Below are 14829 nucleotides of genomic sequence, written 5' to 3' on the forward strand. Positions count from 1 at the left end.
CGAAGAGGAGGGGCGGGCCGTCGTACGCGGGAGATGCCGTACGGCGGCCCGCCCCTCGTTCGGGCGGCGGGGTGCGTCAGGTCACCCGGCCGCCCGGTCCGTGTCCCCGGCGACCGGTGCCCACCGGTCGACCAGTCCGGGGTCGTCCTTCAGCCACGCCCTCACGGCGTCCTGCTCCTTGCCCTTGCCCGCTTTCTGGATGCGCGACTCCAGGGAGGTGAGCTGCTGCTCGGTCATGGAGAAGTCCTTCAGCCAGCGGCCGACCTCGGGGTTGTCGGCGGCGAAGCCGTCGCGGGCCAGCGTGTGCACGCCGTCGCCGGCGCCCCAGGCGCCCTCGGGGTCCTTCAGCTTCTTCAGGTCGTAGTCGCTGTACGCCCAGTGCGGGGACCACAGCGTGACGGCGACCGGCTTCTTCGCGGCGTACGCCCGCTTCAGCTCGGCCAGCATCGCCGGGGTGGAGCCGTCGACGACCTCGTAGGAGCCCTCCAGGCCGTACTCCTTGAGCACCTTGTCCTTGAGCAGGCCCATCATCCCGGCGCTCGGCTCGATGCCGACGATCCTGCCGCCGAAGTCGGCGGCGTGCTCCTTCAGGTCGGCGAGGGTGTCGACGTCCTTCATGTACGACGGGACGGCCAGTTCCAGGGAGGTGGGGCCGTACCACTTGCCGAGGTCGTCGAGCTGCTTGCCGTACTTCTTCCAGTACTCGGCGTGGGTGACCGGCAGCCAGGAGTCGGTCTGGAAGTCGATCTGGCCGGTGGCCAGGCCCGTGTAGAGCGGACCCGCCGTGTACTGGGTGGTGGTGACGTCGAAGCCGCGGCGCTCCAGCAGCTCCTTCCACAGGTAGGTCGAGGCGATGCCCTCGTCCCACGGGATGTAGCCGATCCTGATCTCGCGGCCCTTGCCGACGTCCGTGCCGGACGCCTCGGCGGTGCCGGCGTTCGTCCCGAAGACGTTCATGCCGCCGGCCACCAGGGCGAGCACGACCGCGCCGACCACGGCGACGGCCGGGCGGGGGCGGTACGTCCACACGGTCCGGCGTGCCTTGGCGGTGGCGCGGCGGCCCAGCGGGGACAGCTGCCGGCCGAGCGCGCCGGTGACCCGGTCCAGGTAGATCGCGAGGACGACGATGCCGAGCCCCGCCTCGAAGCCGAGGCCGATGTCGAGCCGGCCGATGGCCTCGTTGACCGCGCCGCCGAGGCCGCCGGTGCCGACCATGCCGGCGATGACGACCATGGACAGGCCCAGCATGATCACCTGGTTGACGCCCGCCATGATCGTCGGCAGGGCGAGCGGCAGCTGGACGCGCAGCAGGGTGTCGCGCGGGGTGGTGCCGAACGCCTCGGCGGCCTCGACGAGTTCCGCGTCGACCTGGCGGATGCCCAGTTCGGTCATGCGGACGCCGGGGGCGAGCGCGAAGATCAGCGTGGCGACGACACCGGCGGGCACGCCCATGCCGAAGAACAGGATCGCCGGGATCAGCAGCACCATCGACGGCATCGTCTGGAGCAGGTCGAGCACGGGCCGCACGGCGGCGCTCACCGTCCGGGAGCGGGCGGCCCAGATGCCCAGCGGGATCGAGATCACCAGGGCGATCAGGGTCGCGACCAGCACCAGGGACAGCGTGGACATCGCCTGGTCCCACAGGTCGAGCGAGTCGACCAGGGCGAACCCGGCGAAGGACAGCACACCCGCGACGAGGCCGCGCAGCCACCAGGCGAGCACCGCGAGGATGCCCGCGAGCAGCAGGGGCTCGGGCGCGGTGAGGACGGCGTCGATACCGTCGTAGAGGCCCTCGACGACCGTCTTGACCGCGTCGAAGAGCCAGGAGAGATGGGTGACGAGCCAGTCGACGCCGGAGTCGACCCAGTCGCCGAGAGGGAGCCTAGGCACGGGCGGTCACCTTCCCCTCGCCGCGGGGCCGGCCGCAGGGCGTGGGCACCCCTTCCTCGTCGCCGATCAGGCCGACGAGCCGCTGCCGGGGGACGACGCCGACGAGCGTGCGCCGCTCGTCGAGGACGGCCACCGGATGCGTGAGCCGGGCGCTGATCGCACACAGTTCGCCGAACGGCGTGCCGGGGGCGGCGGTCTCGCAGCCGCAGTCGGCCTCGTCGCCGCGCAGCTCGGTGTCCATCACGGCGGCGGCCGTCAGGACACGGGAGCGGTCGACGTCCTTGATGAAGGAGGCGACGTAGTCGTCGGCGGGGCGCAGCAGGATGTCCTCGGCGGTGCCGTTCTGCACGATCCGGCCGTCGCGCATGACGGCGATGCGGTCGCCGAGGCGCATGGCCTCGTTGAGGTCGTGGGTGATGAAGACGACGGTCTTCTTCAGGGTCCGCTGGAGGGCGAGCAGCTGGTCCTGCATGTCGCGGCGGATCAGCGGGTCCAGCGCGCTGAAGGACTCGTCCATCAGCAGCAGGTCGGCGTCGGTGGCCAGCGCGCGGGCCAGGCCCACACGCTGCTGCATGCCGCCGGACAGCTCGTCCGGCCACGACTTCTCCCAGCCCGCGAGGCCGCACAGCTCCAGGGCCTCGGCGGCCCGCCGCTCCCGCTCCGGGCGGGGGACGCCCTGCACGGCGAGACCGTAGGCCGCGTTGTCCAGGACGCTGCGGTGCGGGAAGAGAGCGAAGTGCTGGAAGACCATGCTGATCTTCTTCGAGCGGACCTCGCGCAGCTCGCGGGCGCCGAGCGCCGTCAGGTCCTGTCCGTCGAAGCGGACCTGCCCGGCGGTGGGCTCCAGCAGGCCGTTGAGCATGCGCAGCAGCGTGGACTTGCCGGAGCCGGACAGGCCCATGACGACGAAGATCCGGCCCTCGTCCACCGTGAAGGAGGCGTCGATCACGGCGGCGGTGGTGCCGTCGGCGCGCAGTTCCTCCCGGCCGGCTCCCTCGCGGAGCCGGTCGACCGCCTCGTCCTGTCGTCTGCCGAACACCTTGTACAGATGGTCGGCCTCAAGCCTGGCTGACACACGAACCTCTTGTCTCGGGGGCAATGGAAAGGGAGCGGCCGGCCGCCGTGTGAGGGGGGTCGACGGCCGATACCGCTCCGCGGCGGCGCCTGCCCCGGGCCGCACACCACAAACGCAGAAGTGGGCCGGCTCACCGGGGTTGCGCAGGACGCAACACGTTTCGTCCGGCCCGCCGCCAGCGGCGGGCGACGGGACGCCGCCGGGGCCGGGGTCCGGGGCAGGGTCGGCGGCGTGCGGCGTGCGGCGTGCGGCGTGCGGCGTGCGGCGGGGAGGTTGTCGGTGGGGTGCGGCATGATGCGAGGCGTGACCGGACGACTGATGCTCCTCGACACCGCCTCGCTCTACTTCCGTGCCTACTTCGGCGTCCCGGAGTCCGTGAAGGCCCCGGACGGCACCCCGGTGAACGCCGTGCGCGGGCTGCTGGAGTTCATCGACCGGCTGGTCCGGGACCACCGCCCGGACCAGCTGGTGGCCTGCATGGACGCCGACTGGCGCCCGCAGTGGCGGGTCGACCTGATCCCCTCGTACAAGGCGCACCGCGTCGCCGAGGAGCGCGAGGCCGGACCGGACGAGGAGGAGGTGCCGGACACCCTCTCGCCCCAGGTGCCGGTGATCGAGGAGGTCCTCGACGCGATCGGCATCGCGCGCGTGGGCGTCGCGGGCTACGAGGCGGACGACGTGATCGGCACGTTCACCGCGCGGGCCGAGGGCCCGGTCGACATCGTGACCGGCGACCGCGACCTCTATCAGCTGGTCGACGACACGCGCGGGGTGCGCGTGCTGTATCCGCTCAAGGGTGTCGGCACGCTCCAGCTCACGGACGAGGCGGTGCTGCGCGAGAAGTACGGCGTGGACGGCCCCGGCTACGCGGACCTGGCCCTGCTGCGCGGCGACCCGAGCGACGGCCTGCCGGGGGTGCCCGGCATCGGAGAGAAGACGGCCGCGAAACTGCTGGCCGAGTTCGGCGACCTCGCCGGGATCATGGCCGCGGTGGACGACCCGGAGGCGAAGCTCACGCCCTCGCAGCGCAAGCGGCTCACGGAGGCGCGGCCCTATGTCGCGGTGGCCCCGAAGGTCGTGCAGGTGGCGGGCGACGTCCCGCTGCCGGACGTCGACCCGGCCCTGCCGCGCGCCCCGCGCGATCCGGGCGCGGTGACGGAGCTGGGGGCGCGCTGGGGACTGGGCGGCTCGCTGAACCGGCTTCTGCTGACGCTGGGAACCTGATCGATTCCGTCTTCAGCGGTGCTCAAGTGGGCACCCGTTGCGCGCACATGTCTGGGGGGTAGTGATAACTTAGGTATACCTAAGCACGGTAACGCAGGGAGGCCGCCATGGCACTACGTCCGGCCCGCACGGCACGGAAGCCCCACACCGCGCAGGTCGTCCGCACCGAGCGGCTCACCCCGCACATGCAGCGCGTGGTGCTCGGCGGCGACGGCCTCGCCGACTTCACCGTGGGCACCCACACCGACCACTACGTGAAACTGCTGTTCCCCCCGGCCGAGGGTGTGACCTACCCCGAGCCCTTCGATCTGGAGCGCATCCGCGAGGAGTTCCCCCGCGAGCAGTGGCCGGTGACCCGGACGTACACCGTCCGTGCCTGGGACCGGCAGACGCGCGAACTGACCCTGGACTTCGTGGTCCACGGCGACGAGGGCCTGGCCGGCCCCTGGGCGACGCGCGTCCGGCCCGGTGAGACCGTGCGGTTCATGGGCCCCGGCGGCGCCTACGCCCCCGACACGCAGGCCGACTGGCATCTGCTGGCCGGCGACGAGAGCGCGCTGCCCGCCATCGCGGCCGCCCTGGAGGCACTGCCCGAAGGCGCCGACGTGCGCGCCTTCGTGGAGGTCTCCGGCGCCGAGGAGGAGGTGAAGATCGACTCCGACGTCGAGGTCGTCTGGCTGCACCGCGGTGACCGGCGGGTCGGTGAGGCGCTGGTCGAGGCGGTCCGGGGGCTTTCCTGGCCCGACGGCCGCGTGCACGCCTTCGTGCACGGCGAGGCGAGCTGTGTGAAGGAGCTGCGGCAACTGCTGCGGGTGGAACGGCAGATCCCCCGCGAGGACCTGTCGATCTCCGGCTACTGGCGGCTCGGGCACGACGAGGACGGCTGGCAGGCGTCCAAGCGGGAGTGGAACGCCCGCATCGAGGCCGAGCAGGAGAGCACGGCTCCGGCCGCATGAGACCGCGCGGGCGGCGGCACCCCGTCGACGGGGTGCCGCCGCCCGGCCGTGCGTCAGTCGCCCTGGACCCTCGCGTGCAGATGCATGTCGTGCCAGCCGTCGGCGTGGAGGCCCGAGCTGCGCTTGGTGCCTTCGAGGGCGAACCCCGACTTTCCCGCGACGCGGCAGGACGCCTCGTTGGCCACGGAGTGCAGCAGTTCGAGGCGGTGCAGGCCGACGTCCTTCAGGGCCCACCCGGAGAGCGCGGTCGTGGCACGCGCGGCGACGCCACGGCCCCGGGCCTGGGCCGTGGTCCAGTAGGCGACCTCGGCGACGCCCTCGTCGAGCCGTATCTCCCGCAGGGCCACCCGCCCCAGCAGCGTGTCCTCGACGGCGTCGACGACGGCCCACTGGGCGCCCCGCTCCTCGGCCCAGGCGGCGTTCCACTCCTCGATCCAGCCGTGCACCTCGTCCTCGGAGCCGGCCGCCCGTACATGCCAGCGGCGCAGCACCGGGTCCTGGAAGGCCGCGTACACCGCGGGCGCGTCCGGCTCCCGCCAGGGGCGCAGCAGGAGGCCGTCCCCGGTGGGGATCACGGGCTGCGGGCGGCCGAGGCTCCCCGCGGGCAGAACGGGTTCGGTCAGATACGGCATGCCGCGCATCCTGCCAAGCGGCCCGGAGGGGACCAACGGGTTTTCGCCCGGGGCAAAGGCACGGGCACAGGACCGCGGGGCACGGACCCGGCCCGCCCCGCCGGGACGGGTCCGCCGGGACGGAACGCGCCGCCCGGGGCGACGTAGGCTTGCCTGCGATGAGACGCCGTACCCCTCCCCCGCCCTCCCCTCTGCCGCAGCGCGACGGTGTGGATCCGGTGCGGGTGCGGCTGCCCGGCACCGGAGCGTGGGCCACGGTCGGCGAGCATCTGGTGGAGCGGCTGTCCGGCGCGGGCACCGGCGTCGTCGCACGGATGCTGGACGCCGGGCTGGTCGTCGGGGCCGACGGGCGTCCCGTGACCGCGGACACGGCGTACGTGCCGGGCATGTACGTGTGGTTCCACCGAGAGCTGCCTCCCGAGGTGCCCGTTCCCTTCCCGGTCGAGGTCGTGTACCGCGACGAGCACATCGTCGTCGCGGACAAGCCGCACTTCCTGGCCACCACCCCGCGCGGCAGCCACGTCTCCGAGACGCTCCTCGCCCGGCTCCGACGCGACCTGGACCTCCCCGCGCTCGGCGCGGCCCACCGGCTGGACCGGCTCACGGCCGGCCTGGTCCTGTTCACCGTACGGCCCGAGGAACGCGGCGCCTACCAGACCCTGTTCGGCGACCGCCGGGTGCACAAGGAGTACGAGGCCGTCGCCCCCCACGACCCCCGGCTCGCCCTCCCCCGCACCGTGCGCAGCAGGATCGTGAAGGAGCGCGGGGTGCTCACCGCCCGCGAGGTCGAGGGCGAGCCGAACGCGGTCACCCGGATCGGACCGGCCGAGCACCGGGGCGACGGACACGCCCGCTATCTGCTGGTACCGGCCACCGGGCAGACCCACCAGCTCCGTGTGCACATGAACGCGCTCGGCGTACCCATCCTCGGCGACCCTCTCTATCCCGAGCCCGCCCCGCCGGTACCGGCCGGCGACTTCCGGCGTCCCCTGCAACTGCTGGCACGCACCCTGGAGTTCACCGACCCGGTCACCGGTGCGGCCCACCGCTTCACCAGCACCCGCGAACTCGCCGCATGGACGTCGTACGCCGACTGGGCGGGCCGGTGACCCGCGCCGCGAACCGGCCCGCGGCAGCCCGTCAGTAGCCGCGCCACCACCGCAGGAACCGCTGCCAGGCCCCCGGGCGCCCGGCCGGAAGAGGCATGGGCGCCCCGGCGGCGGACGGCTGGGGCGGCTCCTCCTGCGAAGCCTGCGACGGCTGCGAAGCCTGCGACGGCTGCACCGGAGGCGCCGGCCGCGGGGCCGGAGCCGGGGTGCCGATCTGCCAGGCGGGCCGCTGCGCCGGCACGGCCCTGATCGACGGCTTCTCCCGTACGTCCTGCTGCGCCTTCGGCACGAACTGCACCGGCAGCTCCACGAGATGCCGCGAGGCGATCGACTCGGTCCGGCGCAGCTCGTCCTCGTCGCAGTCGAGTTCGACGTCCGGGAGCCGCATCAGCAGCGCGTCGACGCCGACGTCGGCGATGGCACGGCCGATGTCCTGGCCCGGGCACTCGTGCGGACCGCCGCCGAAGGAGAGGTGCGAGCGGTTGCCCTGCATGTTGACCGACAGGTCGGGTCTGACCCGCGGGTCGACGTTCCCCGGAGCGGGCGCGAACAGCAGGCCGTCGCCACGCCGGATGCGCTGGCCGCCCAGCTCCGTGTCCTGCTTGGCGAAGTAGGCGAACACGGTGCTGAACGGGGGCTCGTCCCACAGCGACTGCTCGACCGCCTCGGGCACGGTCATCTGGCCGCCGTTGAGCTGGGCCCGGAAGCGCGGGTCGGTCAGCACCATGCGCAACGCGTTGGAGAGCAGGTTGACGGTGGCCTCGTAGGCGGCGTAGAGGACCACGCGCAGATGCTCGCGGACCTCGTCGTCGGTCAGTCCCGCCGGGTGGGTGACGAGATGGCTGGTGACGTCCTCCTCGGGGCGCGCGCGGCGGCGGGCGGTGAGCCGGGCGAGCGCGTCCATGACGTAGGCGTTGCTGGCGATCGCGGTCTCGGTGCCCTTGAGCGCGTCCCGGGCGGACTGCACGAGCCGGTCGTTGTACTCCTCGGGCATGCCGAGGACCTCGCACATGACGGCCATCGGCAGATGCTCGGCGAACTGGCCGACGAGGTCGGCGGTGCCCTCCTCGCAGAAGCTGTTGACGAGCCGCTGGGTGTAGCGGTTGATGTGACGGCGCAGTCCGCGGTGGTCGATCGTGGACATGGCGCCGGTGACCGCGCCACGCAGCCGCAGATGCTCGTCGCCCTCGGCATGGGAGCAGATCGGCTGCCAGGCGATGTGCGGCATCAGCGGGTGGTCGGGCTTGACCATGCCCTCGATCAGCGGCGTCCAGATGCGGCTGTCGCGGGTGTACTGCGAGGGGGTGCGCACCATGTGCAGGTTCTCGGTGTGACCGAGGACCACCCAGATCGGTACGTCGTCGTGGAGGAGCGCGGGCGCGACAGGACCGTGTTCGTCGCGCAGCTTCTCGTACAGCGCACCCAGGTCCGTCGCCTCGGGGCCGAAGAGCCGGTGCAGGCCCCCTGGGCCGCTGCCGTGCGCGGGACAGCCGGGAGGCGGGGCGGCGAGGGCCGGGTCGTCCGTTCCGGTCGTGGAGAGGGATTCAGGCGTCACTGTGGAGGCTCCGAGACTGGTGGATCCGGTGGAGGGGGAGATCGGTGCGGGAGAGGGCCGCGCGGATGCGGGGGGTCAGGTGAGCGCGCCGGCCAGGGCCAGGGAGTGCAGGAACCGCACCAGGGTCATCAGGGCGTCCCGGCTGGAGGCGCGGCGGCGCGCGTCGATCTCCATGATGGGGATCTCCTCGGTGAGGTCGAGGGCGGTGCGCAGCTCGCCGAGGGGGTAACGCGGCGCGTCGGGGAAGGAGTTGACGGCGACGACGAAGGGCACGCCGCGCTCCTCCAGCCGCCCTATGACGTCGAAGCTGACCTCCAGCCGACGCGTGTCGACCAGGACGACCGCGCCGAGCGCCCCTTCGAACAGGCCGTTCCACAGGAACCAGAAGCGCTCCTGGCCGGGAGTGCCGAAGAGGTAGAGCACCAGCTGGTCGGTGATGCTGATGCGGCCGAAGTCCATGGCCACGGTGGTGGCGGTCTTGGACTCGGAGCCGTAGTTGTCGTCGACCCCGACGCCCGCCTGCGTCATGGTCTCCTCGGTCGTCAACGGTCTGATCTCGCTGACCGACCCGACCATGGTGGTCTTGCCGACTCCGAAGCCGCCCACGATCACGATCTTCGCCGCGGCCTGGGCCGTGTGCGGCAGATGGTCCTCGGTGCGTGGGCCGGGAATGGTGTCAGAGCCTTTGAAGTCCATGCATCACCGCTTCGAGGAGGGAACGGTCGGGGAGCGCCTGGCGGGCGATCGGGGCGCGCGCCGTGACCAGTTCGGCCGCCAGCATCTCGGTGAGCAGGACGGTCACCGCGCTGAACGGCAGACTGAGATAGGCCGACAGCTCGGCCACGGACAGAGGAGCGGCGCACAACCGCAGCACTGCCGCCTGTTCCGGGATGGTCGAGGGCGACGGCTCGGCGCGCGCCACGATTAACGTGACCAGGTCCATGTCCGCCCGTGCGCCGTCGACGCCGCCGATGACGAAGAGCCGTTCGGGGTTGCGGCGCGTGCCCTCCTGCCCTGCCGGTGGGGGCGGCGGGGCAGGGGGCCGGGCGGGGGTGCGCCTCTGGCGTTGCGGAGGAGTCATACGGTCTGCCCGTTGCGCCGGGGCGGACTGGTGAGATGGGCGCCGATACGGACCACCAGGTCGCGCATCCGGGCGCTCATCATGCCGGGCTCGCAGATCATGTCGGCGAGGACGGCGAGGTAGGCGTTGGCACCGGCGGCCATCATGTAGAAGTAGCCGCGGTCCATCTCGATGAGGACCATGTTCATCTCCCCCTCGCTGGTGGGGATCTCCTGGGCGACCGCGTTCGCCAGGCTCTGCAGTCCCGCGCAGGCCGCGGCGACCCGGTCGGCGGTGTCGGGGTCGCCGCCGTGCCGTGCGATGCGCAGTCCGTCGGCGGAGAGCACCACGATCATGGCGATGCCCGGTACGCCGTCGGCGAGCTCCTTGAGCATCCAGTCGAAGTTCGCTCGCTGCTGGATCACTTGAGATCCCCCTCGTCGTCGGCCTCGCTGGGGGCCGAGTCCTCGATCAGATGGGTGTATGCGGTGGGGTTGCGGGTGAAGGCGGTGGGGTGTTCCCCGGGCGGGGCGACCTTCTTCAGCCCCTCCCAGAAAGCCTCGAAGGCGAGGCCGGGTGCGGGCTGGTCCTCCTTCTTCCTGGCCGGCTCGGCCGAGAGCTCCGCCCACAGGGGCCCCGGGTCCCGCCCTTCCTTCAGGGCGCGTTCGGCCGCGTACTGTTCGGCGATCCGCTGGCTGAGCGGGACCTTGACCCGGCTGCGGCGCTGCGGAAGGCCGCCCGCCGTCCACTCGGTGACCTCCGGTACCTCGTCCTCCATGGAGACGCCGGCCGGGATGCGCGGGCTGGTGGGGCGGCGCTTCTTGGGCGGACGCTTGGGGCCTTCGAGCGCGTCGACCGTCTGGGGCAGGGCGGTGGCGCCGATGCCGTGGGCGAGTCCGACGCCGGGCTCGGTGGTCAGCATGTCGCTGGGCACGATCAGCACGGCACGCACGCCGCCGTAGGCCGAACTCCTCAGGGAGACCTGCATGTTGTGCGCGGTGCACAGACGGCCGACGACGGCGAGGCCCAGGCGCGGGCTGTCGCCGAGGTCCTGGATGTCGACGCCGGCCTTGGCGCGTTCCAGCATGCCCTCGGCACGGGCGCGTGCCTCCTCGCTGAGGCTGACACCGCCGTCCTCGATCTCGATGGCGACGCCGGTCTGCACCTCGAAGGCGGTGACGTGGACCTTGGTCTGCGGCGGCGAGTACCGGGTGGCGTTGTCGAACAGCTCGGCGCAGGCGTGGATGACCGGCTCGACGGCGGTGCCCTTGATGTTGACCTTGGCGATGTTGTCCAGCGAGATGCGCCGGTACTCCAGGATCCGGGACATGGCGCCGCGCAGCACGCTGTAGAGGGCGACGGGCGCGGGCCACTGGCGGCTGGGCCGGCCGCCGCCGAGGACACCGATGGAGTCGGCGAGGCGGCCCACCAGCGCGTTGCCGTGGTCGATGCGCAGCAGGTCGTCGAAGACCTCGGGGTTGCGGCCGTGGTCCTCCTCCATCTCCCGCAGTTCCGCGGCCTGCTGATGGATGATCGCCTGGACGCGCCGGGCGATGTTGACGAAGGAGCGCTGGGCGGAGTCGCGCAGGGCTTCCTCGTGGTCGACGATCCGCAGCATGTAGAGGACGATGAGGCGCTCGGCGTCGGACAGGTCCCGGTAGGAGGGATCGATCTCGCCCAGGTCGCGCATCACCTCTCCGGGTGAATTGCCGTTCCTCAGGCGCTGGATGGCGTCGGGCACGATCTCCCGGCCGAGCCGGGTCATCCGTTCCTCATGGGCGGCCACACGCCGTTCCAGATACGCGGTGTGACGGGCGTGCTCGGCACGCAGGTCGCGCAGCGTGCGGCCACGGCGCGCGGCCTCGGCCCCGACCAGGATCACCAGGAGCGTGGCGACGCCACCGCACACGGCGACCGCGTTCTGCGCCGGCTCCGCGACCAGTGCCACGGCTGCGCCGGTCGCCGCGGCCATGACTATCGCGGGGAGCAACAGCACGCGGACAAAGGGGAGTTCACGGCGTACGGGAGGGGGTTGGACACTCACCATGGGGGCCCTCTGAAACGAATCGACTGACAGACGGGGAGGTTGCGGGGCTGTACGTCATGGAACTGTCGGAATTCAAGGCATCTTTGGGAACAACCGCGCGATTTCATCTCAACTCGGCGCGCTGCGGGCGAGCTTAGTCCGACCGGATCATCGCCGTGTCATATTCGGCAAGCGCCTGAAATGACGTATGTGACAGGAGTACGCTCGGCTGCATTTGCACGCTGCGACCACGTTCGCACACGCAGCGTGACGACGTACAGGCATGCGAAAGCGACTCACCGTAATGAGTGAACAAGCCCCGGGCTCAGACCTTCAGGGGCGCGGGCTGTAGCAGCATGCGGCTTCGAGGGCGCGGGTGCGACCAGCCTTCTGCAGCGGCACCCGCGCCCTCGGACGTCACCCCACGGACGAGGGCGTCACCCCACGGACGAGTAGGCGACGACTCCCCGCAGCAGCCCCTCGACCGCCTTGCGGGACGCCTTCACCACGCTCGAACCCTGGGGCGCGGCCGCCTGGATCTGCCCGAGCACGTCGATCACCTGCTTGCACCAGCGCACGAAGTCACCGGCCGGCATCTCCGCCTCGCGCAGCACCTCGTCCAGCCCCGCCCCCGAAGCCCACATGTAGGCGGCCCAGGCGAACCCGAGGTCGGGCTCCCGCTGCCCGACGCCCTCGGTCTGGGTGATGCGGAAGTCCTCCTCCAGCGCGTCCAGCCGGCCCCAGATCCGCACCATCTCACCGAGCGCCGCCTTCGCCGCGCCCGAGGGCAGCTTCGGCGCGAGCGCGTCGTCACCGACACGGGCCTCGTACACCAGCGCCGAGACGCACGCCGCCAGCTCGGCCGGGTTCAGCCCCTCCCAGACACCGGCCCGCAGACACTCGCTCGCCAGCAGGTCCAGCTCGCCGTACAGCCGGGCGAGCCGCCGCCCGTGCTCGGTGACGTCGTCGTCACGCAGGTAGTCCAGTTCGGTCAGCAGTGCCACGATCCGGTCGAAGGTCCGCGCGATGGTGTTCGTACGGCCCTCGATGCGCCGCTCCAGCTGCGAGGTGTCCCGCAGCAGCCGGTAGTAGCGCTCGGCCCAGCGCGCGTGGTCCTCACGGTCGTTGCAGCCGTGGCAGGGGTGCGCCCGCAGCGCGGTGCGCAGCCGTGAGATCTCGCGGTCGTCGGCCGCCTGCGAACGGCGCCTGCGGTGCCGGTCCGGCACGATGTGCCCGGCCTTGGTGCGCAGCGCGGTGGCCAGGTCCCGGCGGGACTGCGGCGAGCGCGGGTTGAACGACTTGGGGATCCGCATCCGCTCCAGCGCCTCCACCGGCACCGGGAAGTCGATCGCCGCCAGCCGCTTGACCTGCCGCTCGGCGGTCAGCACCAGGGGACGCGGGCCGTCGTGCTGGTCGAAGCCGCGGTGGCCGTTGGACCGCCCGGCGGGCAGCCCCGGGTCCAGCACCAGGGCGAGCCCCGCGTACTTGCCGGTCGGCACATGGATGACGTCGCCCGGCTTGAGCCGCTCCAGCGCGACGGCAGCCTCCGAGCGCCGCTCGGCCGCGCCCTGCCGGGCCAGTTCGGTCTCGCGGTCCTTCAGCTCCCGCCGCAGACGCGCGTACTCCTCGAAGTCGCCGAGATGGCAGGTCATCGACTCCTTGTAGCCGGACAGGCCCTCCTCGTTGCGCTGCACCTGGCGGGAGATGCCGACGACCGACTTGTCGGCCTGGAACTGCGCGAAGGAGGTCTCCAGGAGCTCGCGCGAGCGATGCCGCCCGAACTGCTCGACCAGGTTGACCGCCATGTTGTACGACGGCTTGAAGCTGGAGCGCAGCGGATAGGTGCGGGTGCCCGCGAGGCCCGCCAGGTGGTCGGGGTTCATGCCCCGCTGCCACAGCACCACCGCGTGGCCCTCGACGTCGATGCCACGCCGGCCCGCGCGGCCGGTGAGCTGGGTGTACTCACCGGGGGTGATGTCCGCGTGCTGTTCGCCGTTCCACTTGACGAGCTTCTCCAGCACCACCGAGCGGGCGGGCATGTTGATGCCCAGTGCCAGGGTCTCGGTGGCGAACACGGCCTTGACCAGGCCGCGCACGAACAGTTCCTCCACGACCTCCTTGAAGGTCGGCAGCATGCCCGCGTGGTGCGCCGCGATGCCGCGCTCCAGGCCCTCCAGCCACTCGTAGTAGCCGAGGACGTGCAGGTCCTCGGTCGGGATGGAGGCCGTGCGCTCCTCGACCAGCGACCGCACCCGCTCGCGCGCCTCCTCGTCGTTCAGCCGCAGTCCCGCGTGCAGGCACTGCTGGACGGCGGCCTCGCACGCGGCGCGGCTGAAGATGAAGGTGATCGAGGGGAGCAGCCCCTCCGCGTCGAGGCGCTCGATGACCTCGGGGCGGCTCGGGATCCAGATGCGCGAGCGCTGCCGCCGCTCCCGCTCCCGGTCGGCCTCACGCATCGACCGGCCGCGTCTGCGGTCCTGGTAGGAGGGCCGGCTGGCCTCCATCCGCGCCATCCGCGTGAGGTCGGGGTTGACGGCCCTGCGGTGGCCCTCGCCCTCCTCGAAGAGGTCGTACATCCGGCGCCCGGCGAGCACGTGCTGGAACAGCGGCACCGGCCGGTGCTCGGAGACGATCACCTCGGTGTCGCCGCGGACGGTGTCGAGCCAGTCGCCGAACTCCTCGGCGTTGGAGACGGTGGCGGACAACGACACCAGCGTCACCGACTCGGGGAGGTGGATGATCACTTCCTCCCAGACGGCTCCGCGGAAGCGGTCGGAGAGGTAGTGCACCTCGTCCATGACCACGTAGCCGAGACCCAGCAGGGTCTGCGAACCGGCGTAGAGCATGTTCCGCAGGACCTCGGTGGTCATGACGACCACCGGGGCGTCGGAGTTGACGCTGTTGTCGCCGGTGAGCAGGCCGACCTTCTCGGCGCCGTAGCGGCGGCACAGGTCGGAGTACTTCTGGTTCGACAGCGCCTTGATGGGTGTCGTGTAGAAGCACTTCATGCCCTGCTGCAGGGCGAGGTGGACGGCGAACTCGCCCACGATCGTCTTGCCGGAGCCCGTCGGCGCGGCGACCAGGACGCCCTTGCCCGCTTCGAGCGCCTGGCACGCCTCTATCTGGAAGGGGTCGAGGCCGAAGTCGTACATCTCGCGGAAGGAGCCGAGCGCGGTGGCCTGCTCGGCAGCGCGCTTGCGGGCTGCCGCGTACCGCTGGGCCGGTGAGAGGTCCTCTGTCATCGTGCTTTCGAGCGTACCGGTCCGCACTGACAACAGGACGATCATTATCCCGATCCGCTG

12 protein-coding genes are annotated in these 14829 nt (G+C 71.8%); 3 read left to right on the forward strand and 9 right to left on the reverse strand.

Annotated features, from left to right (window positions below; all coding sequences use genetic code 11):
- Positions 1-81 precede the first annotated feature (81 nt).
- Both ACIQGV_RS36580 and ACIQGV_RS36585 read right to left on the reverse strand, forming a co-directional pair.
- Positions 82-1890: an ABC transporter permease/substrate binding protein gene (locus ACIQGV_RS36580; RefSeq protein ID WP_402503018.1), complete on the reverse strand. Its 1809-nt coding sequence runs from the start codon at positions 1888-1890 to the stop codon at positions 82-84.
- Complete coding sequence (locus tag ACIQGV_RS36585) at positions 1883-2965, reverse strand: glycine betaine/L-proline ABC transporter ATP-binding protein (RefSeq protein ID WP_402503020.1); 1083 nt, start codon at positions 2963-2965, stop codon at positions 1883-1885. Before ACIQGV_RS36585 ends, ACIQGV_RS36580 begins: the two co-directional genes overlap by 8 nt.
- Positions 2966-3259: 294 nt before the next feature.
- Between ACIQGV_RS36585 and ACIQGV_RS36590 the strand changes: the two genes are divergently transcribed.
- Both ACIQGV_RS36590 and ACIQGV_RS36595 read left to right on the forward strand, forming a co-directional pair.
- Positions 3260-4189: a 5'-3' exonuclease H3TH domain-containing protein gene (locus ACIQGV_RS36590; RefSeq protein WP_402503110.1), complete on the forward strand. Its 930-nt coding sequence runs from the start codon at positions 3260-3262 to the stop codon at positions 4187-4189.
- A gap of 107 nt (positions 4190-4296) precedes the next feature.
- Positions 4297-5145, forward strand: a complete 849-nt coding sequence (locus tag ACIQGV_RS36595) for a siderophore-interacting protein (RefSeq protein ID WP_402503022.1) — start codon at positions 4297-4299, stop codon at positions 5143-5145.
- A 53-nt stretch (positions 5146-5198) separates the two neighbouring features.
- On the opposite strand, the gene ACIQGV_RS36600 is transcribed toward ACIQGV_RS36595, so the two are convergent.
- A complete protein-coding gene (locus tag ACIQGV_RS36600; RefSeq protein ID WP_402503024.1) occupies positions 5199-5777 on the reverse strand; it encodes a GNAT family N-acetyltransferase in 579 nt (192 codons plus the stop codon).
- 158 nt (positions 5778-5935) lie between these two features.
- On the opposite strand from ACIQGV_RS36600, the gene ACIQGV_RS36605 reads away from it, so the two are divergent.
- Positions 5936-6886, forward strand: coding sequence for a pseudouridine synthase (locus ACIQGV_RS36605; protein ID WP_402503026.1), 951 nt, complete (start codon positions 5936-5938; stop codon positions 6884-6886).
- 31 nt (positions 6887-6917) lie between these two features.
- On the opposite strand, the gene ACIQGV_RS36610 is transcribed toward ACIQGV_RS36605, so the two are convergent.
- The 6 genes from ACIQGV_RS36610 to ACIQGV_RS36635 all read right to left on the reverse strand — a co-directional run bounded on the left by ACIQGV_RS36610 (position 6918) and on the right by ACIQGV_RS36635 (position 14814).
- Entirely contained in the window at positions 6918-8441 is a 1524-nt protein-coding gene (locus ACIQGV_RS36610) for a cytochrome P450 (RefSeq protein ID WP_402503028.1), read from the reverse strand.
- Positions 8442-8516: 75 nt separating this feature from the next.
- Positions 8517-9137, reverse strand: a complete 621-nt coding sequence (locus ACIQGV_RS36615) for a GTP-binding protein (RefSeq protein WP_402503030.1) — start codon at positions 9135-9137, stop codon at positions 8517-8519.
- The gene (locus ACIQGV_RS36620; protein ID WP_402503032.1) at positions 9118-9522 is read right to left on the reverse strand and encodes a DUF742 domain-containing protein; all 405 of its coding nucleotides are present in this window, start codon (positions 9520-9522) and stop codon (positions 9118-9120) included. Before ACIQGV_RS36620 ends, ACIQGV_RS36615 begins: the two co-directional genes overlap by 20 nt.
- A complete protein-coding gene (locus tag ACIQGV_RS36625) occupies positions 9519-9926 on the reverse strand; it encodes a roadblock/LC7 domain-containing protein (RefSeq protein ID WP_402503034.1) in 408 nt (135 codons plus the stop codon). Before ACIQGV_RS36625 ends, ACIQGV_RS36620 begins: the two co-directional genes overlap by 4 nt.
- The gene (locus ACIQGV_RS36630) at positions 9923-11548 is read right to left on the reverse strand and encodes a sensor histidine kinase (protein WP_402503036.1); all 1626 of its coding nucleotides are present in this window, start codon (positions 11546-11548) and stop codon (positions 9923-9925) included. Before ACIQGV_RS36630 ends, ACIQGV_RS36625 begins: the two co-directional genes overlap by 4 nt.
- A 416-nt stretch (positions 11549-11964) precedes the next feature.
- The gene (locus ACIQGV_RS36635; protein ID WP_402503038.1) at positions 11965-14814 is read right to left on the reverse strand and encodes a DEAD/DEAH box helicase; all 2850 of its coding nucleotides are present in this window, start codon (positions 14812-14814) and stop codon (positions 11965-11967) included.
- Positions 14815-14829 lie beyond the last annotated feature (15 nt).

Origin of the sequence: Streptomyces sp. NPDC093094, from assembly GCF_044754345.1 — a bacterium.
In the GTDB taxonomy this organism is placed as follows: Bacteria; Actinomycetota; Actinomycetes; order Streptomycetales; family Streptomycetaceae; genus Streptomyces.